This is a genomic window from Herbidospora sakaeratensis (assembly GCF_001570525.1).
GTDB lineage: Bacteria > Actinomycetota > Actinomycetes > Streptosporangiales > Streptosporangiaceae > Herbidospora > Herbidospora sakaeratensis.
The window spans coordinates 956,672-980,495 of sequence record NZ_BBXC01000007.1 but is presented as its reverse complement, the minus strand read 5'-3'; the positions used below and the strand labels follow the sequence as shown (position 1 = coordinate 980,495).

The window sequence follows — 23,824 nt, the reverse complement described above, 5'->3', positions numbered from 1 at the left end:
TCAGGCCAGGTGGCGTTCGATCGAGGCCACCTTCTCCTCCATGCGCCCGGCCGCGCCGGTCCGGATGTCGGCCTTCAGCACCAGGCTCACCCGGTCGCAACGGGCCTCGACGGCGGCCACCGCGGCCTGCACGACCGCCATCACCTGATCCCAGCTCTCCCCCTCGACGGTGGTGAACATCGCGTCGGTCCGGTTCGGCAGGCCGGAGGCCCGGACCACCCTGACGGCCTCCGCGACGTGCTCCCCCACCTCCTCGCCGGCGCCGATCGGGGTGACGCTGAACGCGACGAGCACGGACATGGGCTGACCTGCTTCCTTTGGTAGCGTTGGGCGGCGTGGGCGATCTTATCCGGACGGAAACCACCAAGACCGGCATCGACGACGCGACGCGGCCGAGGTCGGCCAAGCGTGACTTCGCCCTGCTGTCCCCCCGGCAGCGGGAGATCGGCAACCGGCTGGTCCTCATCCACGACCACCTCCGGCAGGAGCTCGCCCGCATCGGCACGGCCGTCGAGCAGGTCGCGCAGGGCCGGGCCGAGGCGGCGGAGGTCCGGTCGCTGATCAACGACCTGACCATGCGGCAGAACTACTGGACGCTGGGCAGCTTCTGCGCCTCCTACTGCCGCGTGCTGACCGCCCACCACTCGATCGAGGACGCCCACATGTTCCCCGGCCTGGTCGCGGCCGAGGCGTCGCTGGCCCCGGTGATCGGGCGGCTGGAGGAGGAGCACGAGGTCATCGCGGGCCTCCTCACCGGCCTCGACGCGGCCCTGGTGGCGATGGTGACCGACCCCTCGGGCCTCGACGAGGTCCGCCGCCAGGTGGCCGCCCTGACCGAGGCGCTGCTGTCGCATCTGGCGTACGAGGAGGAGGAACTCGTCGAGCCGCTGTCACGCCTGGAACTCGACGTCTGACCTCAGCCGCCCGCCGCCCACGCGGCCAGCAGCACCAGCGCCGCCACCACCAGCACGACCGCGCCCGCCCGCTGCCACAACGGCCCGAACCCGCGCGCGGGCCGGGCGATCCGGGCCAGCATCTCCTCCCGCATCGCGGGCAGCAGCACCGGCACCAGGCCGGGCAGCTGGCGGCGCACCGCCTCCTCGGCCGTCTTCCCGCACGCGTCGCACGTCCTCAGGTGCCGCTCGGCGGCCAGCCGGACCGGCCGGGTCAGCGTCACCCCGTCCCAGCCGCCGGCGTCGAGGCAGCCGGGCGCCTCCCGGGCCAGCAGCAGCAGGCGGAGCCCGCCGGTCAGCGTCCGGCGCAGGTCGCGCAGCAGCAGCCCGGCCCGGGGCAGGTCGACGCAGTGCGCCTCGGCCACCTCCCGGCCGCTCGCGCCGCGCCGGACCACCAGGTCGTAGAGCCGCCGGTCGCGGGCCGGCAGCCCGGCCGCCACCTGGTCGAGCAGGCGGCGGACCTGGTCGTCGGACGGCCCCCGCGACGGCGGGCAGTCGCCGTGGCCGGGCCACGGGGCCCAGGGGGCGTGGTCGTGGTAGGCGGCGATCAGGTGCTCATGGAGGTCCTCGACGTCGACCTGGCCGCAGCGGCAGGCGGCGATCCCCCGGAGCTGCCGGTCGTAGATCGCGGTGAACGCGCGCTCGCGCGGGGATCGGTCCATCCCGACCAGCGTGCGGCCCCCGGACGTGGGGTTTCCGTTTGTGTACGAATCTTTCCGCCGCCCGGGTGTATAGGAGGAAGATTGCGTCATACCCGCATGAAAGGAGTTTCCATGGAGGTCACACTTCGCCCCGTCCGGGCCAAGGATCTCGAGCTCTTCGAGCGGGAGCGCGCCGACCGGGAGGGCACCGGCCCCTACCAGTGGTTCGGGCACCGCCCGCCGCAGCCGTTCCACCGCGAGTTCGCCGAGAACGGGTTCCTCGGGCCCGACTCCGGCCGGATGACCATCGAGGGCGACGGGGTGCCCGTCGGGTGGGTGGCGTGGTGGATGAACTCGTGGGGGCCCGACCTGACCTCGTGGTGCTGGTCGACGGGGATCTGCGTGTTCTCCGGCTACCGGGGCAAGGGCGTCGGCACCCAGGCGCAGGTCCAGCTGGCCGCCTACCTGTTCTCGCACACCCGGGCCGAGCGCATCCAGTCGTTCACCGACGCCGAGAACGTCGCCGAGCAGCGGGCGCTGGAGAAGGCCGGGTTCGTCCGCGAAGGGGTGATCCGCCGGGGGCAGTGGCGCGAGGGGGCCTGGCACGACCAGGTGCTCTACTCGGCCCTGCGGCCCTGAAAGGCCCCGATCAGCGTGTACGGCACCGCCAGCACGGCGAACAGCACCCACGACGGCGCGAGCGCCGACCCGAACCCGTAGAAGGCGAAGGTCAGCACCGCCATGACCTCGGTGCCCAAGCCCGACATCGAGGTCACCGTCGCGCGTGACCGGTCCGACAGGCCGTGCTGGAGGCGGGTGTCGGCCGCCGTGATCGCCCACTGGATCACCCCGAACGCGGCGGCCACGAACACGAAGCCCCACGGGCTGCGCACCGCCGCCCCCGCGATCAGCAGCAGGCCGCCGGCGCAGGTGATCGGGCCGGTCCACCGCAGGCCGCGACCGGCCAGGAAACCCCCGGCGGCGAACCCGGCCGAGACGAGCACCATCAGCGGCGGCACCCATTCGTCGCCGACGCCGGTGCCCTGGGCCAGCAGCGGCAGGTACTCGTCGAAGGCGCTCAGGCCGGTGACGGTCGAGACCAGCAGCAACCGCCGCCCAAGCGTCCTGGAGCCGCGCACCTCGCGGAAGCCCGCCGTCAGGACGTCGAGGTAGCCGTCGTCCTCGTCCCGCTCCTCCCGGGTCTCGGGGAGGGTGCGGGCGACCAGGGCGGCGACGACGAGGGTGGCCATGGACGCGACGCCGACCGCCTCGTAGCCGCCCCAGGCCATCGCCGGGGCGGCGATGCCGCTGGCGATCATCATGGCGGTGGTGCCGACGGCCTCGGCGCGGCCGGTGATCCGGGGGTAGGCGTCGGCGGCGTCGAGCCGGGCCAGTTCCTCATAGACGAGGGCCTCGGAGGTGCCAGAGCCGATCGCGGTCGCGACCCCCCACAACACGAACCCGGCGACGAACGACCAGTAGCCCGGCAGGAAGGTCCACAACCCGAAACCGGCGGCGGTGAGCAGCGGCGACAGCACCAGCAGGCGGCGGCGCGAGAACGCGTCGGCCCACGCGCCCGAGGGGATCTCCAGCAGGAACGAGGTCAGCGACCAGATGACGAAGAGCGTCGAGATCTGGCCGGGTGAGAGCCCGTGGTCGGCGAACAGCAGCGCGTAGACGGGGTAGAGGAGGACGAACTCCTCGAAGAACGCCAGGGCGTAGAGACGCCGGGCGAATCGGGACTCAGGTGTGGATCAATGTCGCCAGGTCATGGCCGAACCATAACCGATCACGTCGAACCGGCGCATTCGGGTTTCTCGGTGCGGAGCCGGGCCCGCGCGGCCGGTTGGCGCCGGCTGCGGCAGGGGCCCCGAGCGGCGGGCGGGGCCGGGGTGGGCGGAGCCGTAACGGAAAGAATGTCTATCGGGGTCCGGGAGCGCGGCGGAAGGCGAAGGGCTGGCTTTCGCGGCCGGGGACGACGAACCAGCATTCGCCGGTGCCCTCGCTGGCGACGACCTGCTCGAAGGCGTCGACGACGTCGTCGACCCGCAGGATCGGGAAGCCCTCGGATTCGAGCAGGACGCGGGCGTCGCCCAGGATCGCGGTGTCGGCGAACGACGGGCAGAGGGCCTGGGCCCTGATGCCGTCGGCGGCCAGGGTCGCGCCCAGGGAGCGGATCAGGCCGACGACGGCGTGTTTGTTGGCCGCGTAGATCGGGTCGAGCGGGATGCCGACGATGCCGGCCATCGACGCGGTCGCGACGATGACGCCGCCGCCCGACGCCTTCAGCGCGGGGATGGCGGCGTGCGCGCCGAAGACGACGCCGTCGAGGTTGACGCCCATGGCGCGGCGGTAGAGGGCCGGGTCGAAGTCGTCGCCGACGCCGCAGCCGGAGGCCACGCCCGCGTTGAGGAAGGCCAGGTCGAGGCGGCCGTGCTCCTTCATCACGAAGTCGACGGCGTTGAGGTTGTCCTCCAAGACGGAGACGTCGCAGCGCACGTCGGCCGGCTCGGCGACGTCGGCGACCACGACCTTCGTCCCGGAAGCCCGCAGGCGGCGGGCGACGCCCGCGCCGATGCCGCTGCTGCCCCCGGTGACCAGTGCGACCTTCACCGTGTCATTCACAGCGGCAGTCCTCCCGTCGCGGCCCGCGTCGAGCCGGTGTCACGATAGGCGGCGATGGTGCGTTCGGCGATGCGCATCTGGTGGATCTCGTCGGCGCCGTCGGCGAAGCGCGCCCAGCGGGCGTGCTGGAACATGCTCGCCAGCGGGGTGTCGGTCGAGTAGCCGAGCGCGCCGTGCACCTGGATCGCCCGGTCGACGATGCGGTTGAGCGAGTTGGCCACGAAGTGTTTGGCCATGGAGACCTCGGTGCGGAAGTCGTCGCCCTTGTCGATCTTCGAGGCGGCGTGCAGGACCATCAGCTTGCACTGGTAGAGCTCCATCGCCGAGTCGGCGATCAGCCACTGCACACCCTGTTTGTCGGCCAGCAGCGAGCCGTGGCTGTAGCGGTTGAGCGCCCGGTCGACCATCATGTCGAGCGCCGTCTCGGCCTGGGAGATCCACCGCATGCAGTGCGCCAGCCGGGCCGGGCCCAGCCGGTACTGCCCCAGGCGGTGGCCGTTGCCCCGGCCGCCCAGGATCTGCGACTCCGGCAGGCGCAGGTCCTCGATGACGATCTCGCTGTGGCCGGTCGAGCCGTGCATCGTCTCGACCTCGCGCACGTCGGTCCAGCCCGGTGACGGCAGGTCGACCAGGAACGCCGTGGTGGCTCCCCGTTGTCCTTCCGGCACGTCCGGTTCGGTGCGGGCGATGAGGATCGCGAAGTTCGCCCGGCGGGCGTTGGAGATGAACCACTTGTGGCCGTTGACGATCCATTCGTCGCCGTCCTGGACGGCGGTCGTGCGGATCAGCGTGGGATCGGAGCCGGCCACCTCGGGTTCGGTCATCGCGAAGCACGACATGGCCCGGCCCTCCAGCAACGGCCGGAGGTACTTCTCCTTCTGCTCCTCGGTGGCCCAGTGGAGCAGCGTGTGCATGTTGCCCTCGTCGGGCGCCTGGCAGTTGAGCACCCACGGGCCGAGCCGGGTCTTGGCCGCCTCCGACTGCACCATCGCGAGCGCGACGTGCCCGAGGCCCATGCCGCCGACCGCGACGGGCATGTGCGGCAACCACAGGCCCTCGGCCCTGGCCTTCTCGCGGAGGCCGAAGATCGTGCGCAGGTAGTCGTCGCGCGGCAGGCCCTCGGTCTTCGCCGGGACGACGACGTCCTGGACGAACGCGCGGACCCGGCGGCGGATCTCCTCGTGCTCGGGATCGAGCGTGAAGTCGATGGCCATGGGCCGTATATTAATGCGATCGCCTTAATCCGCACAGGGGGTGCATCGTGGACGGCCGCCTGAAGCTGACGCTGGCCGCCGAGGAGCTGTTCGCCGAGCGGGGCATCGACGCCGTGTCGCTCCGGGAGGTCAACGCCGCCGCCGGGCAGCGGAACGCGTCGGCGCTGCAATATCACTTCGGCGACCGGGAGGGCCTGCTGCGGGCGGTCCTGGCCCGGCACCACCCGTCGGTGGAGACGGCCCGCCACGCGCTGCTCGACGCCTTCGACGCCGCCCCGCCCGCCGAGCCGCTGCGGCCCCTGGCGGCGGCGTTCGTGCGGCCCCTCGCCGCCTGCCTGGCCGAGCCCGGCGGCCGGCGTTACCTGCGGCTGCTCGACCAGGTGGTGCGCCGGGCGAGCCCCGGCGCGCTGCGGGCCTCGACCCAGGAGCCGACGAGCGTCAACCGGTGGCGGGAGACGGTCGGGCCGCTGCTGCCCGAGATCGCCGTGACGCGGCTGCACCGGCGGTTCACGGCGATCCGGGTGACGTACACGGAACTGGCCCGCCGCGCCGAGACCGGCGAGGGCCGCGACGAGCGGCTCTTCACCAGCCACCTGATCGACGTCGTCGCGTCGGTGCTGGCCACGCCGGTGTCGGCGGAGACCTCCGCGCTGCTTACTGAGCGGTGACCCAGGTCTTCAGCCAGGCCAGCTGCACCGGCAGGTGGGCGTCGGCGCCGCCCTCGTGGTCGTTGAAGGCGTACTCCTCCATGTGCTTGGCGGCCCCCGCGTAGGCGTTGTAGGCGGCGTAGACGGTCGAGGGCAGGCAGATCTCGTCCATCAGCCCGACCGAGAACAGCGCCGGGGCGGCGGCCCGCTTGGCGAAGTTGACGCCGTCGAAGTAGGACAGGGTGTTCTCCACCCGGGCCACCTCGGTGCGGTGGATCTTCAGGTAGCGGGCGATCTCGGTGTACGGATCCTTGCCGGTCACCCGGATCGAGCGCGGGAAGTCCGACAGGAACGGCACGTCGGGCATGGCCGCCGCGACGTCGGGCAGCAGCGCCGACACGGCCAGGGTGATGCCGCCGCCCTGGCTGCCGCCGGTGATCGCGACCTTGGCCGGGTCGACGAGCGGATGTTGCCGCACCGTCTCGACCGCCCTGACGGCGTCGCTGAACACGCGGCGGTAGTAGTAGGTGGCCGGGTCGCCGATGCCGCGAGTCATGTAGCCGGGGTGGGCCGGGGCCGAGCCCTCGGGGTCGGGGGTGTCGCCGGTGGACCAGCCGCTGCCCTGACCCCGGGTGTCCATGACGAGGTGGGCGAAGCCGGCGCTCGGCCAGTAGAGCCACTGGTGCGGCAGGCCCCGGCCGCCGCCGTAGCCCTGGTAGCGCACCACGCAGGGCAGCGGCCCCTCCGCATTGGCCGGGACGAGGAACCAGCCCCGCACCGGCTGCCCGCCCCACCCCTGGAACGCGACGTCGAAGACGTCGACCGTGGTCAGGCCCGTGGCGACGGGCGAGAAGACGGGGGCCAGCTCGTGGGAGCGGGTCTCGGACAGGGTCGCGGCCCAGAAGTCGTCGAAGTCGTCGGGCTCGGCGACGGCGGAGACGTGGGCGCGCAGCTGGGGCAGCGGCAGATCGGAGAAGGGCATGAGGCCATCATCTGGGGTTTCGTCCCCGATTGGCGATCAGCCCGCAGCGAACTTCACGAAACTTTCACGCCGACGGTTTCATGCCCCGCAGGATGCGCAACGCCTTCTGGCCGAAACTGCGCTCCCGGATTTTCTCGGCGGCCTGTTCCATTCGTTCTTGCACGAACTCCCTGGCCTCCCGCCTGCGCAGGTCGTTGGCGCGGATCAGATAGGCGTCGGAATCGGCGAGCACTTCGTCGATCAAATCGTCGTTCCGCATCGGCCACCTCCTCGATCGGCGATTGTCTGCATTCAATCTTGGGGGCGAATTAACGTCAAGTGACACTGTTGGCACCGATCGTAGGTCGGGCGTGGGGGCCGCATCTTCGAAACCTGGATGTCGGGCCCGAAACCCGGGTAAGCGCCTGCCCGATTTCATCATATTTACCTTGTGGCCGACATGTGACCATGAGAGCCACTTGGCCCCAATCTTGGGTGTAATCTGCGGCTCGTGACAGAGGAGAAGGGCCCGGCTACACAATGGCCGCGCTGGAGGCGCATCACTTATGGCGCGGCCGCCCTTTCCGGGGTGGGCTACATCGCCCAGGTGCAGCTCGGCCAGGAACTTCCCTTCTGGGGGCACATCGGACTGCTGGCCGGTGGAGCGCTGAGCGCCGCGGTCGCCATCGTCCTCCCGCTGCGCGAGCAGAAGAAGCAGGAGATCCTCACCCAGGAGGCGACGACGCTGGCCACGATCGAGGCGGCGAAGGTGCGCAGCGGATTACAGGACCGCGTTTTCGTCCTTTCCACCCAAGTGGCCGCGATCGTGGAAGAAAACGACGCCAACCGGCGCGACATCAGAAAAGGCCAGCTCAAAAGATTGGCCGTCGACCTGCTGTGCAACCGCATCGACCAGCAGAATGTCCGGGCGTCGTTCCTGACCTATTCGGCGACGCCGGCGGGCCGGCGCCTTTTCTGCGCCGACAATCTCTGGCACGGCCGCGACCGGCCTCCCCGGACGATATTCGCCGAAGGCACCGACCGGGGTTCCTACATGCTCCGCATGGTCGACGAACGCGGCCACGTCCTGGTCCGCGACGTCGACTCGCCCGGGGGGCGTCCACCCGGATGGGACATGAAGGGCTGGAACGGGGAGCGCAGCTACAAGGCGTTCACCTGCGCCACGGTCGCCCTGGGCGACCAGGTGTTCGGCGTGCTGGCGCTCGACTCGCCGGTGGCGGGCGGCCTGAACGAACTCGACGAGCAGGCGGTCCGGCTGTTCGCCCTGCTCCTGGCGATCGGCCTCGCCGTCTGAGCCCTCACGGCGCACGACCTTGCACCGGGCGGTGGAGACCGCGCAGATCGCCTTCGCGGGCGCACCCGTCACCGTCCATCAGGACCGGCGGCTGCGCGAGTGCGACTACGGCGCGTTCAACGGCTGCCCGGTGAGCGTCGTTGCCGCCATGCGGGCCGAACACGTCGACGATCCGTTTCCCGGCGGCCAGAGCTATCGCCAGGTGCTGGAGGCCACGGGCGACTTCCTGCACGACCTGGCCGCCGACTGGGACGGCCAACGCATCCTCTTGATCGGCCACTCGGCCAGCAAATGGGCGCTCGACTGCCTGCTGGACAAGGCCGCGATCGAGGACCTGGTCGACGCGCCCTTCGGGTGGCAGGAAGGCTGGCACTACGTCCTTCACACCGACCGGTGGCGGCCCTCCTGGCCGTTCTGGTGATCTCGGGCGGCGCGGGTGATGGCGCGGCGGATGGGTTCGTAGCCGGTGCAGCGGCACAGGTTCGAGCGGACCAGGTCGGCCACCTCCTCGTCGCCGAGTCGCGGGTCGTGGTCCAGCGCTCCGGCGGCGAGCATCAGGAAGCCCGGGGTGCAGAAGCCGCACTGGAGGCCGCGTTCGGCGGAGAAGGCGCGTTGCAGGGGGTGCGGTTCGCCGCCGGGGCCGGCCAGGCCCTCTACGGTGCGGATGGGGACGCCGTCGCACTGGACGGCCAGCATCAGGCACGACCTCACCGCCTCGCCGTCGACCAGGACCGTGCACGCGCCGCAGACGCCCTGTTCGCAGCCCAGGTGGGTGCCGGTGAGGCCGCAGTCGTCGCGGAGGGCGTCGGCCAGGACCCGGCGGGGTTCGACGTCGAGCGGGTAGGCCGCGTCGTTCACGGTGAGGGTGATCTTCATACCGGGGCGGCCTCTCTCAGGGTGCGGGCGACCAGGACGGCGATGACGTGGCGGCGGTAGTCGACGTCGGCGTACGGCTCGGGCACGGGGGCGGCGTCCTCGGTGGACGCGGCCTCGCCGGCCATGGTGAAGGCGGGTGACGAGGGCTCGGCGCCGATCAACGTCCGCTCGGCGGCGTGGGCCCTCAGGGGGCGGTCGGCGCAGTTGGCCAGGCCGATCCTCGCCTCGGTGATCACTCCGTCCCGCACGGTCAGGGCCGCCCCCACCGCCACCTGGGCGAAGGAGAAGCCGGTGCGGCGGTGCTCGGTGAAGGCGACGCCCGTGTCCGGGGCGAGCAGGGGGTAGCGGACGGCGGTGAGGAGTTCGTCCGGCTCCCGGGCGGTCTGGAAGGGGCCCAGGAAGTACTCTCCGGCCGGGATCTCCCGTGTGCCCCGGGTGCTGCGGAGTTCGACGACGGCGTCCAGGGCGACCGCCAGGGCGCACCACTCCGAGGCCGGGTGGGCCCACGCCAGGCTGCCGGCCATGGTGCCGCGGGCGCGGATCGGCGGGTGGGCGATGGTGACCACGGCCCGCGCGAACAGGTCGCCGAGCGGGCCGGGCACCGCGCCGGGCGACTCGAAGGTCTGGTGGCGCACCAGCGCGCCGACCGTCAGCGTCCCGTCGGAGGCGGTCAGCTCGTCGAGGCCGGGGACGTGGTTGATGTCGGCGACCAGGGCCGGGTGGGCGCGCTGGAGGTGCATGTCCAGCAGCAGGCTCTGCCCGCCGGCCAGCACCTGGGCCCCGGCCGCGAGGGCGTCGACGGCGTCCGCCACCGTCCGGGGCGCGACGTAGTCGAAGGCGGAGGGTTTCATGCCGCCGCCCGCCAGACCACGTCGGGGGTCAGCGGCATCTGGAGCCTCTCGGGGTGGTCGAGCCGGAGCGCGTCGGCGACGGCGTTGACGATCGCGGGCGGGGTGCCGATGCAGCCCGACTCCCCCGCGCCCTTCGCGCCCAGCGGGGTGCGCGGCGTCGGGGTGCGGGTCTCCCTCAGGTCGATGGGCGGGATCTCGGCGTACGTCGGCAGCAGGTAGTCGAGCAGCCCGTTGGCCAGCAGCGGGACGCCGTCGTCGCCGAAGGGCACGCCTTCGTACAGCGCCTGCCCGAGGCCCTGGACGATCGAGCCGAACGCCTGCCCCCGGACCACCGCCGGGTCGAGGGCGCGGCCGCAGTCGTCCACGGCGACCAGCCGGAGGACGCGCACCGTCCCCAGGTCGGGGTCGACCTCCACCACGGCCGCGTGGGTGCCGAACGGGAACGCCATGTCGGCCTCGTAGCGTTCGTCGATCCGCAGCGGGCCGGTGCGCTTGACCAGCTCCGACAGGCCCATGGCGGCGGTGCCGCGCACCGGGTGGACGGCCCCCTCCGACCAGGCGGTCTCCTCCACCGGGAGGTCCCACATCCGGGCGGCGCGTTCCCTGGCCTCCTCGATGAGCAGGCCGGCGGCGTGTTGCAATCCGGCGCCGTCGATCTGGGCCGACCGGCTGCCGAACGAGCCGACGCCGCCGGGCAGCTCGTCGGTGTCGCCCTCGATCAGGCGGACCCGCGCCGGTTCGACGCCGAGGGTCTCGGCGACGAGCGCGGGGAAGACGGTCGAGTGGCTCTGCCCGCTGGACGCGGCGCCGCAGCGGGCGACGACGGTGCCGTCCTCGCCCGCCTCGACGCCGACGTAGTCGTGGAGGGAGCCCCGTTCGCCGCCGGACCGTTCGACGTAGCAGGACAGGCCGATGCCGACGGGCAGGGCGGCGGGGTCGGCGCGGCGGCGGGCCTGCTCGGCGCGCCAGCCGTCGTAGCCGAGGGTGCGCAGCGCCAGGTCGAGGGCGGCGGGGTGGTCGCCGCTGTCGTAGGTGCGGCCGGTGGGGGTGCGGTAGGGGAACAGCTCCGGCGGGATGAGGTTGCGGCGGCGCAGCTCGGCCGGGTCGAGGTCCAGCCGCCTGGCCAGCACGTCCATGGTGCGTTCGAGGGGGCTGGTGGCCTCGGGGCGGCCGGCGCCCCGGTAGGGGTAGGTGATCATGGTGTTGGTGAGCACCGAGCGGACCGTGGCGTGCACGAGCGGGGTGGTGTACGGCCCCGTCGCCATCCACGCCGTCTGCATCGGGAAGGCGACGCCGAGGTGCGGATAGGCGCCCACGTCGGCCTCGACGGTCAGCTCGTAGGCCAGCAGCCGCCCGTCGGCGTCGGCGGCCAGCCGGACGTGCTGGTCCTGCCCCCGCCCCCGGGTCGCGACCAGCAGGGACTCGCGCCGGTCCTCCACCCACCGGACCGGGCGGCCGAGCCGGACGGCCAGCCAGGCGACGACGATGAACTCCGGGAACACCGCGCTCTTGGAGCCGAACGCGCCCCCGGTGTCGGGCACGACGACCCGCACGCTCTCCTCGGGCCGGTCGAGCAGCGCGGCGAGTTCGCTCCGCAGCCGGTGGGGGGCCTGGTGGCCCGACCAGACGGTCAGCCGGTCGCCCTCGGGCACGCACAGGATGGTCCGGCACTCCATCGGCGAGGGCATCAGCAACTGCTGCCGGTAGCGGCTCTCGACCACGACGGCCGCCCGCTCCCACACCTCGCCGGCGATCGGCGACCCGGCCTCGCCGCGCAGGGCGACGTTGCTGAGCCCGTCGAACAAGGCGACCGAATCGGCGGCCGCGTCCCGCGCCGTCACCACGGCGGGCAGCGGGTCGATCCGCGTCCGGACCCGGGCGGCCCCGTCCTCGGCGTGGTAGCGGTCGTCGCCCAGCACCACGGCCAGCGCCTCGCCGGGGTAGCGCACCCGGTCCTCGACCAGGGCGGGCCATTCCCGGGCGGGTTCTCCCCCGGGCATCGGCGGCAGGCCGGGCAGGTCGGCGGCCGACCACGCCCCGGCCACGCCCGGCGTCTCACGGGCGGCCGAGCAGTCGACCTCGCGCAGCACCCCGTGGGCGACCTCGCTGCGCACGAAGACGGCGTCGAGGCGGCCGTCCACGCGCAGATCGGCGACGAAGCGGCCCGCCCCGGTGAGCAGGCGCTCGTCCTCGCGTCTCAGCCAACGATCCACCATTCGGACACTAGCTGCCCGAATAATCCAGAAAGAGTGGCCTTTATGGTGATTTTCAGGCGGTGAGTGCCGCCGAGACCACAGTCTTTGCCTCCTGCTGAACCTCGGCTAGGTGCTCCGGCCCGAGGAACGACTCGGCGTAGATCTTGTAGACGTCCTCGGTCCCCGACGGCCGGGCCGCGAACCACGCGTTGGCCGTCTCGACCTTCAGGCCGCCCAGGGCCGCGCCGTTGCCCGGGGCGTGGGTCAGCACGTTGGTGATCGGCTCGCCCGCCAGGCTGTCGGCGCTCACCTGACCGGCCGAGAGCTTGGCCAGCACCGCCTTCTCCTCGCGTGACGCGGGGGCGTCGACCCGGGCGTAGGCGGGGTCGCCGAAACGTTCGGTCAGGTCGCGGTAGTGGGCGCTGGGCGACTTGCCGGTCACGGCGGTGATCTCCGAGGCGAGCAGCGCCAGGATGAGGCCGTCCTTGTCGGTCGTCCAGACGTGGCCGTCGCGGCGCAGGAAGGACGCGCCCGCGCTCTCCTCGCCGCCGAAGCCGAGCGAGCCGTCGAGCAGGCCGGGGACGAACCACTTGAAGCCCACCGGGACCTCGACCAGGCGGCGGCCCAGGCCGGCCACGACGCGGTCGATCATGCTGCTGCTGACCAGGGTCTTGCCGACGCCCGCGTCGGCCCGCCAGCCGTCGCGGTGGGCGTACAGGTAGGAGATGGCGACGGCCAGGTAGTGGTTGGGGTTGAGCAGGCCGCCGTCGGGGGTCACGACGCCGTGGCGGTCGCTGTCGGCGTCGTTGCCCGTGGCGATGTCGAACGTGTCCTTGGACGCGATCAGGGAGGCCATCGCGTAGGGCGAGGAGCAGTCCATGCGGATCTTGCCGTCCCAGTCGAGCGTCATGAAGCGCCACGTCGGGTCGGTCAGCGGGTTGACCACGGTGAGGTCGAGGTGGTGCCGGTCGGCGATCTCGCCCCAGTAGGCCACGCTCGCGCCGCCGAGGGGGTCGGCGCCGATCCGTACACCCGCGGCCCGGATCGCGTCGAGGTCGACCACCGAGGGCAGGTCGGCCACGTAGGAGCCCATGAAGTCGTAACGCCCGGTGGTGTCGGCCTTCAGGGCGCGCTCGAACGGGATGCGGCGCACCTCCTTCAGGCCGCCGGCGATCAGCTCGTTGGCGCGGTTCTGGATCCAGCCGGTGGCGTCGGTGTCGGCGGGGCCGCCGTTGGGCGGGTTGTACTTGAAGCCGCCGTCCTGCGGGGGGTTGTGCGAGGGGGTGACGACGATGCCGTCGGCCAGGCCCGAGGTCTTGCCCCGGTTGTGGGTCAGGATGGCGTGCGAGATCGACGGGGTGGGCGTGAAGCCGTCGTGGACGTCGATCAGCACCCGCACCTCGTTGGCCGCCAGCACCTCCAGGGCCGACACCCGCGCGGGCTCCGAGAGGGCGTGGGTGTCGACGCCGAGGAACAGCGGGCCGTCGACGCCCTGCGCGCGGCGGTATTCGCAGATGGCCTGGGTGGTGGCCAGGATGTGGTCCTCGTTGAACGCCGTGTTCAGCGACGAACCCCGGTGTCCCGAGGTGCCGAAGGCGACCCGCTGCGACGGCTGCTCCACGTCGGGGCGCAACGCGTAGTAGCTGGTCAGGAGGCGGGGGACGTCGACCAGATCGGTCGGCAGCGCGGGCTGCCCAGCACGCTGATGCACCATACGCCTAAGTTTGCCGCACTATGCCCCGCCAACGGATCACCGGGGCTCAGAAATGGTCCACGAGTTCGGTGAACCGCTGGAGGGTCAGCACGCCCGCGTCCGACGGGTCGAGCTCGGCGAACTCCAGCACCCACGTGTGCTCGTGGGGGATGAACACGGCGCCCATCCCGGCGGCGCGGGCCGGGCCGATGTCCGACTTCGGGGAGTTGCCGATCATCCAGGTGCGGTCGACCGCGAAGCCCGACTCCCGCGCGAGCCGCCGGTAGACCTCGGCGTCCTTCTCCCGGACGATGTGCGCCTTGCGGAACCAGGAGGACAGGCCCGAGGCGTCGATCTTGCGCTGCTGCTCCTCCGGGTCGCCCTTGGTCAGCAGGAACAACTCGTGCCGCGACGCCAGCTCGGCCAGGGTGTCGGCCACGCCCGGGATCAGGTCGACCTCGCCCCGGACCAGGCGGTCGGCCAGCCGGTCGATGCGCTCCCGCTCGTCGAGCGAGGCGGGGCGTTCCTGGAGCCGCTCGAAGGTCTCGTGCAGGTTGCGCAGGAAGACCCGGCTGCCGTAGCCGTGGGTGACCGCGTTGGCCCGCTCGATGTCGTTCAGGATCTGCCGGATCTGGACCCGGTCGAGCGTCGGATGCGCGGCCCAGTCGAGGAAGTCGTCGATCACCCGCTCGAAGAAGACGTTGTTCTCCCACAGGGTGTCATCCGCGTCGAAAATCAAGGTCTGTCCGGTACGTCGCATTGGCACAGCCTCCCATGACAGAGATACTTGCGGCGCGGAATAAGTTGGCGCGCGGTGGCGCTTGAGGGCGCGTACTCGAAAAAAGGAGCAGAGATGCAGTTCGGGATCTTCACCGTCGGTGACGTCACCACGGACCCGACGAACGGCACCACCCCCACCGAGGCCGAGCGGATCAAGGCCATGGTGACGATCGCCCTGAAGGCCGAGGAGGTCGGGCTCGACGTCTTCGCCATGGGCGAGCACCACAACCCGCCGTTCGTGCCCTCGTCGCCGACCACGATGCTCGGGTACATCGCCGCCAGGACCGACAAGCTCATCCTGTCGACGTCCACCACCCTGATCACCACCAACGACCCGGTGAAGATCGCCGAGGACTACGCGATGCTGCAGCACCTGGCCGACGGCCGGGTCGACCTGATGATGGGCCGCGGCAACACCGGCCCGGTCTACCCGTGGTTCGGGCAGGACATCCGCAACGGCATCCCCCTGGCCATCGAGAACTACGCGCTGCTGCACCGCCTGTGGCGCGAGGACGTCGTCGACTGGGAGGGCAACTTCCGCACCCCGCTCCAGGGCTTCACCTCGACGCCCCGGCCGCTCGACGGCGTGCCGCCGTTCGTCTGGCACGGCTCGATCCGCAGCCCGGAGATCGCCGAGCAGGCCGCCTACTACGGCGACGGCTTCTTCGCCAACAACATCTTCTGGCCGAAGGAGCACTTCGCCCGGCTGATCGAGCTCTACCGCACCCGGTTCGCCTACTACGGGCACGGCACCCCCGACCAGGCGATCGTCGGCCTCGGCGGCCAGGCGTTCATGCGGAAGAACTCCCAGGACGCGGTCCGCGAGTTCCGCCCCTACTTCGACAAGGCCCCCGTCTACGGCAACGGCCCGTCGCTGGAGGACTTCACCGAGCAGACGCCGCTGACCGTCGGCAGCCCGCAGGAGGTCATCGACAAGACGCTGACCTTCCGCGACTCCTTCGGCGACTACCAGCGCCAGCTGTTCCTGATGGACCACGCGGGCCTGCCGCTGAAGACCGTGCTGGAGCAGCTCGACCTTCTCGGCGAGGAGGTCGTGCCGGTGCTGCGCAAGGAGTTCGCCGCCCGCCGCAAGCAGGGCGTCGCCGAGGCCCCCACCCACGCCGCGCTCGTGCAGAAGCGAGACGCCGCCCTCGTCGCCGGTTAGGAGACCCCCATGACCGTCATCGCCGTCGTCTCGGCCGGGCTCAGCCAGCCCTCCTCCACGAGGCTGCTGGCCGACCGCCTGGCCGAGGCCGCCGGCCGCCACCTCGCCGCGGAGAACACCGAGATCCGCGTCGTCGAGCTGCGCGGCCTGGCCGTCGACATCGCCAACAACCTGGTGACCGGGTTCCCCTCCCCCGCGCTGAAGGAGGCGCTGGAGACGGTGGAGCGGGCCGACGGGCTGATCGCGGTCACGCCGATCTTCACGGCGTCGTACAGCGGGTTGTTCAAGTCGTTCTTCGACGTGCTCGACAACACCGCCCTGCAGGGCACCCCGGTGCTGATCGCCGCGACCGGCGGCACCGCCCGCCACTCGCTGGCGCTGGAGCACGCGCTGCGGCCGATGTTCACCTACCTGCGCGCGGTCGTCGTGCCGACGGCCGTCTACGCGGCCTCGGAGGACTGGGGCGCCGCCTCGGGCGACGGCCTGGCCTCCCGGGTCGACCGGGCGGCGGGCGAACTGGCCGCCCTGCTCTCCCACGCCGCGCCCAAACGGCCGGCCGAGGAGACGCTCATCCCGTTCGAGCAGCAGCTGGCCGCCCTGCGGCCGTTCACAACCGGGTGAACGGCTCGGCGTAGGCGAACACGCCCCGCTCTCCCCGGTACGCCGACAGCGTCCGCGCCTGGAAGTGGTGGCCCCACTGCGGGTCGGGAGAGACGACGCCCAGGTCGGCGGCGGGGCCGAAGCCGTAGCGGGAGTAGTAGGCGGGGTTGCCCAGCAGCACCACGAGGGGCTCCCCGAGCGCGTCGGCGGCCCCGAGGACCGCGTGCATCAGCGCCAGCCCGACCCCCTGGCGCTGCCGCTCGGGCGCGACCGCGAGCGGGCCGAGGCCGAGCACGGGCGCGCCGCCGAGGTCGGCGCGGGTGCAGACCACGTGACCGGCCACCGCGCCGTCGGCCTCGGCGACCATCGACAGGGCCGGGATCCAGCCCTTGTCCGCGCGCAGCTCGTCGACCAGCGGGGACTCGACCGGGTCGGGCGTCTCGGGCCGGGCGAAGGCCCGCCGGACGACCTCGCGGATCGCGGCCACGTCGCCCGGGGTCTCACGTCTGATCAGCATCCGGTCAGTGTGGTCACGCGAGCCGACCCGGGCAACCGGTTTACCCTCGACTACGCTCGGTGACATGCCGACCGACACGCCCTATGTGGTCGCCCACCTGGCCGTTTCGCTCGACGGGAAGACCGACGGGTTCCCCCTCGACCGCACCCGCTTCCACCAGCTCGTCGGCACCACCTGGCACGAGGACGCCACCCTGGCCGGATCCGACTCCGTGCTGGCCTTCGACCCCACCCTCGTCCACGGCCCCCGCACGCGTGACCCGGGGCCGCTGCTCGCCGTGGTCGACGGCCGCGCCCGGGTCACCCAGTGGGAGGAGCTGCGCGCCGCCGGCCACTGGTCGGAGGTGCTCGCGCTGCACTGCCGCGCCACCCCGCCCCGCCCCGTCGGCCGCTACGTGCCCGAACTCGTCGTCGGCGACGACCAGGTCGACCTGGCGGCGGCGCTGCGCGCGATCGGGCGGCGGCCGGGCGTCGCGGTGGTGCGGGTGGTCAGCGGCGGGCGGCTGGTCGGCCGGCTGCTGGCCGCGGGGCTGGTCGACGAGGTCAGCCTGCTGGTCCATCCGGTCATGGGCGCGGGCACCCGGCCGTGGTGGGGCGAGGCCCCGCCGCCGGCGCGGTCGCTCCAGCTGATCGACAGCGACACCTTCCGCGGGGGCCTGGTCTGGCTGCGTTACCGTGTCGCATGAGCGACATCCTGACCCTCGGGGTGCCGGTCCTGGACAAGGTGGTCCGGACCGTCGCCGTCTACCTCTGCGTGGTGGTCCTGCTCCGGCTGGTCGGGAAGCGGGACATGGCCCAGCTCAACACGTTCGACCTGGTGGTCATGCTGCTGCTGTCGAACGTCGTGCAGAACGCCATCATCGGCCCCGACAACTCCCTGCTCGGCGGGATCATCGGGGCGGTCGTGCTGGTGTCGGGCAACGCGCTGCTGACCCGGGCGGCGGCCCAGTGGGGCTGGCTGGCGAGGCTGTTCGAGAGCAAGCCGACGGTCCTGGCCCACGACGGCCGCTACGACGACCGCGCCCTGAGACGCCTCGGCCTGCGGCACGCCGACCTCGACGTGGCGATCAAACGCCAGGGCGGCACCCGGGTCGAGGACGTCGCCGAGGCGACCCTCGAACCGGGCGGGACCGTGGTGGTCCGGCTCCGGCCCGAGGAGGAGAACGCGACCCTGGCCGACGTCGCCCGGCTGGAGGAGCGCCTGATCCGCATCGAGACCCTGCTCGCCGAAGGCCGCCGGGCCTGACGCCTCAGAGCCACCGCAACCAGGAGCCGTGCGGGTCGGTGATCGCCTGGGGCACGCCGTCGAGGGCGGTCACGAACACGAGCCGGTCGCCGGGGACCACACCCTCGGGGATCACCAGCCCCGGGAGGCGCATCGTGCCCTCGTTGGAGATCCACCGCACCCCCAGGCCGGTGACCAGGCCGACGAACCGGTCCCTGGCCTCGGGGGTCAGATAGGGCAACATCGCCGAGTGGTAGACGACCACCGTGCCGTGCTCCCTCGCCTCCTCGACCAGGCCGGGCAGGGCCTCGGCGGCGTCGCCGCGCACCAGCCGGGGCGGGTCTCCGGCGGCGAGGGCGAGGGCGGCGCGCAGCCGGTCGCGGCGGGCGTCCTCCCCGGGCCAGACCAGGCATTCGAGCCAGCGGCGCTCCTCGGGGTCGGTGACGTCGATCGGGGCCAGGTCGACGCCCGCCCGCCAGGCGATCTCGGGCAGCGCGCCGGGGATCGGCGGATCGCCCTCGGTCGCGCAGGTGAGGGTCACCGGCCCGGTGCCGACCGCCGGGCGGGCGTCGTAGGCGTACCGGTAGCGGTCGGGCTGGAGGCAGAGGCCGGCCGAGGCGCCGACCTCGACGAGGGCCAGCGGGCCGGGGATGCGCGCGAGGACGGGTAAGAGGCTGGCGCAGCGGCCGGCCTCGTTGGTCTGGGTGCGGCGGGCCAGGACGGTGCGCTCGACGCGGGGCCAGTGCTCCCTGGCCCAGGCGCGGAAGCCGCCCTCCTCGGTGTCCGGGCCGCCCTCGAACCGGACCGCGGCCAGGACCAGGTTGGGCTGCCGTTTCGGCTGCGGGAGGGCGTCGATGAGGGCGATCAGGGCGGGGTCTGCGGCGATCGCGACGGCGAGCTCCCGGTACGCGCCCCGGGCCTCGCGGCGGCCGAAGGCGCGGTAGACGTCGGCGGTGTCCATACCCGGATCCTCTCCCGGCGGCCCGGGTGCGGTTCACTGGGGGCGTGGCAGCGCAGATCGTCATCGGGGCCCGGTACAACGGGCCGCCCACCACGGCCAACGGCGGATACGCCGCCGGGCTGGCCGCCGCGTTCGTCGACGGCCCCGCGCGGGTGTCCCTGCGCCGGCCGCCGCCGCTGGAGACCCCGCTCGACGTGGTGCGCGACGGCGGGGCCGTCCGCGTCCTGCACGACGGCGCGCTGGTGATGGAGGCCGGGCCCTCGGACGCCGGATTCCTCGACCCGCCGGTGCGCCCCGACCTCGCGGAGGCGGCGCGGGCCCGGGACCGGCACCCGTGGATCGGCGCCGGCAACCTGCTGACCGGCTGCTTCGTCTGCGGGCACGGCCGGGCCGACGGGCTGCGGGTCACCCCCGGGCGGCTCCCGGACGCCGACGTGTGCGCCTCGCCCTTCGAACCCGACGAGAGCGTCGCCGAGAACGGGATCGTGCGGCCGGAGATCCTGTGGGCGGCGCTCGACTGCGCCGGCTATCCGCCGTTCGCCCAGGGCACCGACGTCATCGCCCTCCTCGGCACGCTGGAGGCCGAGATCGGCCGGGGGGTGCGGGCCGGGGAACGCCTGGTGGCGGTGGGGTGGGCGCTGGGGTCGTCCGGGCGCAAGTCGTTCAGCGCCTCGGCTCTGCTGTCGGCGGACGGGGTGGTCGCGCGGGCGCGCGCCATCTGGATCACGGTCCCGGGCCCGTAGGGTGACGCCATGGATGCGCTACCCCTCGCTTGGAAAGAAGGCGGGCCGCCCGGAGACGTCCCGGTCGTCCTGATCCACGGCCTGACCGGCACCTCCGGCACGTGGGACCAGATCGCGCCCGCCCTCGGGCGGCACTGGATCGCCCCCGAGATGCGCGGTCACGGGGCGAGCCCCCGTCACTCCGCCTACACCCTCGACCTGATGGCCGCCGACACCCTGGCGTTCCTCGACGCCCGCGGCCTCACCGAGATCGACCTGGTCGGCCACTCGATGGGCGGCCGGGTCGCCACGCTGGTGGCGCGCGAGCGGCCCGGGCTGGTCCGGCGGCTGGTGCTGGAGGACTCGTTCCCGGCCCCCCACGAGCCGCAGGTGATCGAGCCCTACGTCGAGCTGGGCGACGAGGTCGACTTCGACCCGGCCGTGGTCGACCTGATCAGGACCGGGGTGCGCACGGTCGACCCCACGTGGTGGGCGCGGCTGGGCGAGCTGACCATGCCGGTGCTGGTCGTCGGAGGGGCGTACAGCGAGCTGGTGCCGCAGGAGGCGCTGGCCGCGTTCACCGCGGCGCTGCCCGACGGGCGGCGGGTGGTGCTCGGCGCCGGGCACAGCGTGCACGCCGAGGATCCCGACGGCTTCGTCAAAGAGGTGGCGGCCTTCCTCAACTCGTGAGGTTCTGCCGGTGACGGCGGGCCTTCTCCCGGTTGCCGCAGATGCTCATGCTGCACCAGCGGCGGCGGCCGCCGCGTGAGGAGTCGAGGAACAACCAGCCGCACCGGCCGCACGCCCTGATCCGGGCGGGCGGCAGGGTGAACACCGCCTCGACCGCCTGGAGCGCGAGCGCGGCGGGGATCGCCCCGGGCGCGGCCCAGCCGGCGGACGCCCGCAGGCCCTTCCCGGCCCGCTCCAGCAGCGCGCCGAAGGGGCCGGCGGGCGCGGCGCCGCCCCGGGCGATCGTGTCGAACACGGCCCAGGCCTGTTCGCGGACGGTCCGCGTCTCCGTGACGAGGGCGCCGGCGACGGGATCGGGCGCCTCGTCGAACAGCCCGGCCGACAGGCACCAGCTCAGCACGTCGGAGGGGGTGCGCAGCAGTTCGACGTCCTCTCCGGCCGGGAGAGTCCGGTCGAAGACGGTGTTCGTGAGGTCGAGGACCAGGTGGCCGCCGACGAAGTGGGCGTCCTCCCACGGTGGCCTGACCCGAGACGTCAGAGTAACCATTTAACCCACTATATCTGGTTCCCCCTTCAGCCGTCGCCGGAGCACGACGGTCACGACGGCGGCCGCCGCCGCGAACGCGACCGAGCACCACAGGGCCCAGCGCCAGCCGGACAACTCGCCGCCCGGCCCGGCGGCGAAGTGGGCCGCCACCGATGTCACGACGCCGACCCCGACGGCCAGCCCGAGCTGCTGCGAGACGTTGATCAGCGCCCCGGCGGTGGCCCGGCGGCCCTCCTCCGCGCCGTTCGTGCCGGCGATGCTGGTCGTGATCAGGGCCAGGATGTGGCCGAAGGCGTTCACCGAGGTGCCGACCAGCACGAGCGTGAGCCCGTGGTCGTCCGGCAGGCCCACCATGACCACGATGCCGGCGGTCTCGACGACGATCCCGCCCAGCAGCACCCGGTAGAGCCCGAACCGCTCGACCAGCTTCCCGGCGTAGATCCCGGTGACGACCGCCACCGCGCCGGAGAGGGCGAACGCCAGGCCGGTCGCGAGCGCGCCCAGGCCGAGGTGGGTCTGCAGGTAGAGCGTGAGGATGAAGAGCATGCCGCCGTACGAGCAGATCAGCAGGACGGTGATCAGGTTGGCCGGGCCGATCGCGGCGGTGCGGAAGAGCGAGATCGGCACCAGGGCGTCCCGCCTGCGCGACTCCAGCCAGACGAACAGGGCCGCCGCCGGGATCGCGACGGCCGCCGCCAGCAGGATCGGGGGCGACGTCCAGCCGTACTCCTCCCCCTCGGTCAGCGCGAACACGAAGGCGACCATGCCGGTGGCGGCCAGCACGACCCCGGCGAGGTCGAGGTGGCGGGAGGCGTTCGTGTCGCGGCTCTCCTCCAGGTGCATGATGGCAAGGACGCCGAAGAGCACCACGATCGGCACGTTGACCAGGAAGACCGACCGCCATCCGGCGTACTCGGTGAGGATGCCGCCGAGCACCATGCCGGAGACGAACCCGGCCGACAGCGCCGCCCCGTACACGCCCAGAGCACGTTCGCGTTGCGGCCCTTCCGGGACGGTCGCCTGGAGCAGGCCCAGGCCCGCCGGGGCGATGAACGCCGCCGCCACCCCCTGGAGGGCGCGGCCCGCGATCAGCGCGGCCGGCGACCAGGCCAGGCCCGCGAGGAGCGAGGCGAGGCCGAAGGCGGCCAGGCCCCAGACGAACACCCGCCTGCGGCCGTAGAGGTCGGCGACCCGGCCGCCGAGCAGGAGGAAGCCGCAGAAGGTGAGCGGGTAGGCCGACAACACCCAGGCGACGCCGCCGCCGGGGCCGAAGTCGAGGCCCTCCCGGATGCTCGGGGCGGCCACGTTGATGATCGAGTAGTCGACGGCGATCAGGAACTGGGTGCCGCAGATGACGGCCAGCGGCCAGAACCGCCGTGATCGGGACGTGCCGTGGGCCCGTCCGTTCTCGTGCGTCGCCAGGTTCATGCCCATGCCTTTCGGTTCAGCCGGGGGTCAGGAACAGGCCGTGCAGTCGCGTCACCGCCTTCAGGACGTCGGGCTCGGGGCAGGTGACGGAGATCCGCCGGGGACGGACCGTCAGGTCGCGCACCCGGACGCCGGCCGCGCGGAGCGTGTCGGGGAGCAGACGCACCTGCGGGTGGTGCGGCCGGAACCCCCGGCCGACCAGCGACACCGTGCCCACGGGCGGCGACCAGTGGCAGCCGGTGCAGGCCCCGGCCGCGCGCAGGCCGTCGAGCAGCTCCTCGATCTGGTCGCGGTCGTCGGCGTCTGCCGTGAACCGCAACGCGTAGCCGCTCGCGGCGGTGAAGTGGTCGAGCAGGTCGACGGTCAGCGGGAGGTCGGCCAGCGCGGCGGCGATCGTGGTCAGCGCGGCCGGGTCGACCCCGTCGAGGCGGCCGCGGAGCCGGCCGGTCCGGTGGGCGACGCCGACGGCGGCGAACGTCCCGTCGTCGGGCGGGGCCGAGGTCACCCAGGTGCCCGCGCCGTCGGTCGTGCTCGACCGCACGTGGACGGGCACGCGGTGCGCCCCGGCGAGTGCGACGCTGGAGTGGGCCAGCACCGTGGCTCCCCCGGCGGCCAGCTCGGCCATGTCCTCGTAGGAGAGGCGGTCGAGCTTGCGGGCGTCGGCGACGTGCCGCGGATCGGCGGTGAACACGCCCTCGACGTCGGTGAGGATCTCGCAGGCGTCGGCCCGCAGCGCCGCCGCCAGCGCGACGGCGGTGGTGTCGGAGCCGCCCCGGCTGAGCGTGGTCAGCTCGCCGCTCCCGGCCGCGATGCCCTGGAACCCGGTCACCACCGGGACGTAGCCCGTCCGCACGCACTCGCGGATCAGCGCGGGCCGCACGTTGACGATGCTCGCGCAGCCGTGGACGCCGTCGGTGACGATGCCGCCGTCGCGGGCGTTGAACGAGCGGGCCGGCACGCCCAGCTCGTGCAGCGCCATGGCGAGCGCGGCGGCGGACGCCTGCTCGCCGGTGCTGAGCAGCAGGTCGAGTTCCCGGGCGTGCGGGTTGTCGGTGAGCTCGCGGGCCAGGCCGAGCATGGCGTCGGTGGCGCCGCCCATCGCGGAGACGACGGCCACCACCGACGCGTTCGCGGCGGCGATGCGCTTCGCCGCGTGAGCGATCTTGTCCACGTCACCCAGTGATGTGCCGCCGTACTTCTGGATCACCAGGTTCATCGG

Annotated in this window: 28 protein-coding genes; 11 read left to right on the top strand and 17 right to left on the bottom strand. The window is 72.7% G+C overall.

The window, feature by feature from the left end:
- Positions 1-300 (bottom strand): MTH1187 family thiamine-binding protein, encoded by a 300-nt coding sequence (locus AW271_RS04020; protein WP_174553065.1) that lies wholly within the window; start codon positions 298-300, stop codon positions 1-3.
- A gap of 35 nt (positions 301-335) precedes the next feature.
- Between AW271_RS04020 and AW271_RS04015 the strand changes: the two genes are divergently transcribed.
- Positions 336-914 carry a hemerythrin domain-containing protein gene (locus AW271_RS04015; protein ID WP_169806275.1) on the top strand — a complete coding sequence of 193 codons (579 nt, stop codon included), beginning with the start codon at positions 336-338 and terminating at the stop codon, positions 912-914.
- Positions 915-916: 2 nt separating this feature from the next.
- On the opposite strand, the gene AW271_RS04010 is transcribed toward AW271_RS04015, so the two are convergent.
- Positions 917-1,615: a hypothetical protein gene (locus AW271_RS04010; RefSeq protein WP_062331854.1), complete on the bottom strand. Its 699-nt coding sequence runs from the start codon at positions 1,613-1,615 to the stop codon at positions 917-919.
- 111 nt (positions 1,616-1,726) lie between these two features.
- Between AW271_RS04010 and AW271_RS04005 the strand changes: the two genes are divergently transcribed.
- The gene (locus tag AW271_RS04005; RefSeq protein ID WP_063817844.1) at positions 1,727-2,233 is read left to right on the top strand and encodes a GNAT family N-acetyltransferase; all 507 of its coding nucleotides are present in this window, start codon (positions 1,727-1,729) and stop codon (positions 2,231-2,233) included.
- Here the strand turns inward: AW271_RS04005 and AW271_RS04000 are convergent.
- The 3 genes from AW271_RS04000 to AW271_RS03990 form a co-directional block, all read right to left on the bottom strand.
- Positions 2,212-3,261 carry an MFS transporter gene (locus AW271_RS04000; RefSeq protein WP_245652943.1) on the bottom strand — a complete coding sequence of 350 codons (1,050 nt, stop codon included), beginning with the start codon at positions 3,259-3,261 and terminating at the stop codon, positions 2,212-2,214. The two genes, AW271_RS04005 and AW271_RS04000, sit on opposite strands and share 22 nt — an antisense overlap.
- A 253-nt stretch (positions 3,262-3,514) precedes the next feature.
- Positions 3,515-4,219, bottom strand: a complete 705-nt coding sequence (locus tag AW271_RS03995; RefSeq protein WP_062331838.1) for an SDR family oxidoreductase — start codon at positions 4,217-4,219, stop codon at positions 3,515-3,517.
- Positions 4,216-5,433, bottom strand: a complete 1,218-nt coding sequence (locus AW271_RS03990; protein WP_062331835.1) for an acyl-CoA dehydrogenase family protein — start codon at positions 5,431-5,433, stop codon at positions 4,216-4,218. The genes AW271_RS03995 and AW271_RS03990 overlap by 4 nt, the downstream gene beginning before the upstream one ends.
- Positions 5,434-5,480: 47 nt before the next feature.
- Here AW271_RS03990 and AW271_RS03985 point away from each other — a divergent pair, with 47 nt between their 5' ends.
- A complete protein-coding gene (locus AW271_RS03985; protein WP_062331832.1) occupies positions 5,481-6,101 on the top strand; it encodes a TetR/AcrR family transcriptional regulator in 621 nt (206 codons plus the stop codon).
- Here AW271_RS03985 and AW271_RS03980 read toward each other — a convergent pair.
- On the bottom strand, positions 6,088-7,062 hold the full coding sequence (locus tag AW271_RS03980; protein WP_062331829.1) for an acetylxylan esterase: 975 nt from the start codon (positions 7,060-7,062) through the stop codon (positions 6,088-6,090). The genes AW271_RS03985 and AW271_RS03980 overlap by 14 nt on opposite strands.
- 64 nt (positions 7,063-7,126) lie before the next feature.
- On the bottom strand, positions 7,127-7,321 hold the full coding sequence (locus AW271_RS03975) for a hypothetical protein (protein ID WP_062331826.1): 195 nt from the start codon (positions 7,319-7,321) through the stop codon (positions 7,127-7,129).
- A gap of 231 nt (positions 7,322-7,552) precedes the next feature.
- Here AW271_RS03975 and AW271_RS03970 point away from each other — a divergent pair, with 231 nt between their 5' ends.
- Both AW271_RS03970 and AW271_RS03965 read left to right on the top strand, forming a co-directional pair.
- Positions 7,553-8,356 carry a hypothetical protein gene (locus AW271_RS03970; protein ID WP_157553883.1) on the top strand — a complete coding sequence of 268 codons (804 nt, stop codon included), beginning with the start codon at positions 7,553-7,555 and terminating at the stop codon, positions 8,354-8,356.
- Positions 8,357-8,375: 19 nt separating this feature from the next.
- Positions 8,376-8,777 carry a histidine phosphatase family protein gene (locus AW271_RS03965; RefSeq protein ID WP_062331819.1) on the top strand — a complete coding sequence of 134 codons (402 nt, stop codon included), beginning with the start codon at positions 8,376-8,378 and terminating at the stop codon, positions 8,775-8,777.
- On the opposite strand, the gene AW271_RS03960 is transcribed toward AW271_RS03965, so the two are convergent.
- From AW271_RS03960 to AW271_RS03940, 5 genes are read right to left on the bottom strand one after another with little or no spacing between them, the layout of a single operon-like run.
- Positions 8,738-9,232 (bottom strand): (2Fe-2S)-binding protein, encoded by a 495-nt coding sequence (locus AW271_RS03960; RefSeq protein WP_062331815.1) that lies wholly within the window; start codon positions 9,230-9,232, stop codon positions 8,738-8,740. The genes AW271_RS03965 and AW271_RS03960 overlap by 40 nt on opposite strands.
- The gene (locus tag AW271_RS03955; protein ID WP_062331813.1) at positions 9,229-10,083 is read right to left on the bottom strand and encodes an FAD binding domain-containing protein; all 855 of its coding nucleotides are present in this window, start codon (positions 10,081-10,083) and stop codon (positions 9,229-9,231) included. Before AW271_RS03955 ends, AW271_RS03960 begins: the two co-directional genes overlap by 4 nt.
- Positions 10,080-12,296 carry a xanthine dehydrogenase family protein molybdopterin-binding subunit gene (locus AW271_RS03950; protein ID WP_218007930.1) on the bottom strand — a complete coding sequence of 739 codons (2,217 nt, stop codon included), beginning with the start codon at positions 12,294-12,296 and terminating at the stop codon, positions 10,080-10,082. The genes AW271_RS03955 and AW271_RS03950 overlap by 4 nt, the downstream gene beginning before the upstream one ends.
- Positions 12,297-12,351: 55 nt before the next feature.
- Entirely contained in the window at positions 12,352-13,992 is a 1,641-nt protein-coding gene (gene pgm, locus AW271_RS03945; RefSeq protein WP_062331810.1) for a phosphoglucomutase (alpha-D-glucose-1,6-bisphosphate-dependent), read from the bottom strand.
- Positions 13,993-14,038: 46 nt separating this feature from the next.
- Positions 14,039-14,731, bottom strand: coding sequence for an HAD family hydrolase (locus AW271_RS03940; RefSeq protein ID WP_083976037.1), 693 nt, complete (start codon positions 14,729-14,731; stop codon positions 14,039-14,041).
- Between the two features lie 93 nt (positions 14,732-14,824).
- Between AW271_RS03940 and AW271_RS03935 the strand changes: the two genes are divergently transcribed.
- Entirely contained in the window at positions 14,825-15,916 is a 1,092-nt protein-coding gene (locus AW271_RS03935) for an LLM class flavin-dependent oxidoreductase (protein WP_062331804.1), read from the top strand.
- A gap of 9 nt (positions 15,917-15,925) precedes the next feature.
- Positions 15,926-16,537 carry an FMN reductase gene (locus tag AW271_RS03930; RefSeq protein ID WP_062331801.1) on the top strand — a complete coding sequence of 204 codons (612 nt, stop codon included), beginning with the start codon at positions 15,926-15,928 and terminating at the stop codon, positions 16,535-16,537.
- On the opposite strand, the gene AW271_RS03925 is transcribed toward AW271_RS03930, so the two are convergent.
- Positions 16,524-17,033, bottom strand: coding sequence for a GNAT family N-acetyltransferase (locus tag AW271_RS03925; RefSeq protein WP_062331791.1), 510 nt, complete (start codon positions 17,031-17,033; stop codon positions 16,524-16,526). The two genes, AW271_RS03930 and AW271_RS03925, sit on opposite strands and share 14 nt — an antisense overlap.
- A 64-nt stretch (positions 17,034-17,097) precedes the next feature.
- On the opposite strand from AW271_RS03925, the gene AW271_RS03920 reads away from it, so the two are divergent.
- Together AW271_RS03920 and AW271_RS03915 are read left to right on the top strand one after the other, a co-directional pair.
- Positions 17,098-17,718, top strand: coding sequence for a RibD family protein (locus AW271_RS03920; protein ID WP_062331788.1), 621 nt, complete (start codon positions 17,098-17,100; stop codon positions 17,716-17,718).
- Entirely contained in the window at positions 17,715-18,278 is a 564-nt protein-coding gene (locus tag AW271_RS03915; RefSeq protein WP_062331786.1) for a DUF421 domain-containing protein, read from the top strand. The genes AW271_RS03920 and AW271_RS03915 overlap by 4 nt, the downstream gene beginning before the upstream one ends.
- A gap of 4 nt (positions 18,279-18,282) precedes the next feature.
- Here the strand turns inward: AW271_RS03915 and AW271_RS03910 are convergent, their stop codons facing one another.
- Positions 18,283-19,218 (bottom strand): DUF2332 domain-containing protein, encoded by a 936-nt coding sequence (locus tag AW271_RS03910; RefSeq protein WP_062331783.1) that lies wholly within the window; start codon positions 19,216-19,218, stop codon positions 18,283-18,285.
- A 44-nt stretch (positions 19,219-19,262) separates the two neighbouring features.
- Here AW271_RS03910 and AW271_RS03905 point away from each other — a divergent pair, with 44 nt between their 5' ends.
- Positions 19,263-19,961 (top strand): hypothetical protein, encoded by a 699-nt coding sequence (locus AW271_RS03905; RefSeq protein ID WP_062331781.1) that lies wholly within the window; start codon positions 19,263-19,265, stop codon positions 19,959-19,961.
- A 9-nt stretch (positions 19,962-19,970) separates the two neighbouring features.
- A complete protein-coding gene (locus AW271_RS03900; RefSeq protein WP_062331777.1) occupies positions 19,971-20,630 on the top strand; it encodes an alpha/beta fold hydrolase in 660 nt (219 codons plus the stop codon).
- Here the strand turns inward: AW271_RS03900 and AW271_RS03895 are convergent.
- The 3 genes from AW271_RS03895 to AW271_RS03885 are packed head-to-tail and all read right to left on the bottom strand — an operon-like array spanning position 20,620 to position 23,821.
- Positions 20,620-21,177 (bottom strand): CGNR zinc finger domain-containing protein, encoded by a 558-nt coding sequence (locus tag AW271_RS03895; RefSeq protein WP_062331774.1) that lies wholly within the window; start codon positions 21,175-21,177, stop codon positions 20,620-20,622. The genes AW271_RS03900 and AW271_RS03895 overlap by 11 nt on opposite strands.
- Complete coding sequence (locus AW271_RS03890; protein ID WP_169806274.1) at positions 21,178-22,605, bottom strand: MFS transporter; 1,428 nt, start codon at positions 22,603-22,605, stop codon at positions 21,178-21,180.
- Positions 22,606-22,621: 16 nt separating this feature from the next.
- On the bottom strand, positions 22,622-23,821 hold the full coding sequence (locus tag AW271_RS03885) for an aspartate kinase (protein ID WP_062331767.1): 1,200 nt from the start codon (positions 23,819-23,821) through the stop codon (positions 22,622-22,624).
- Positions 23,822-23,824: the final 3 nt, after the last annotated feature.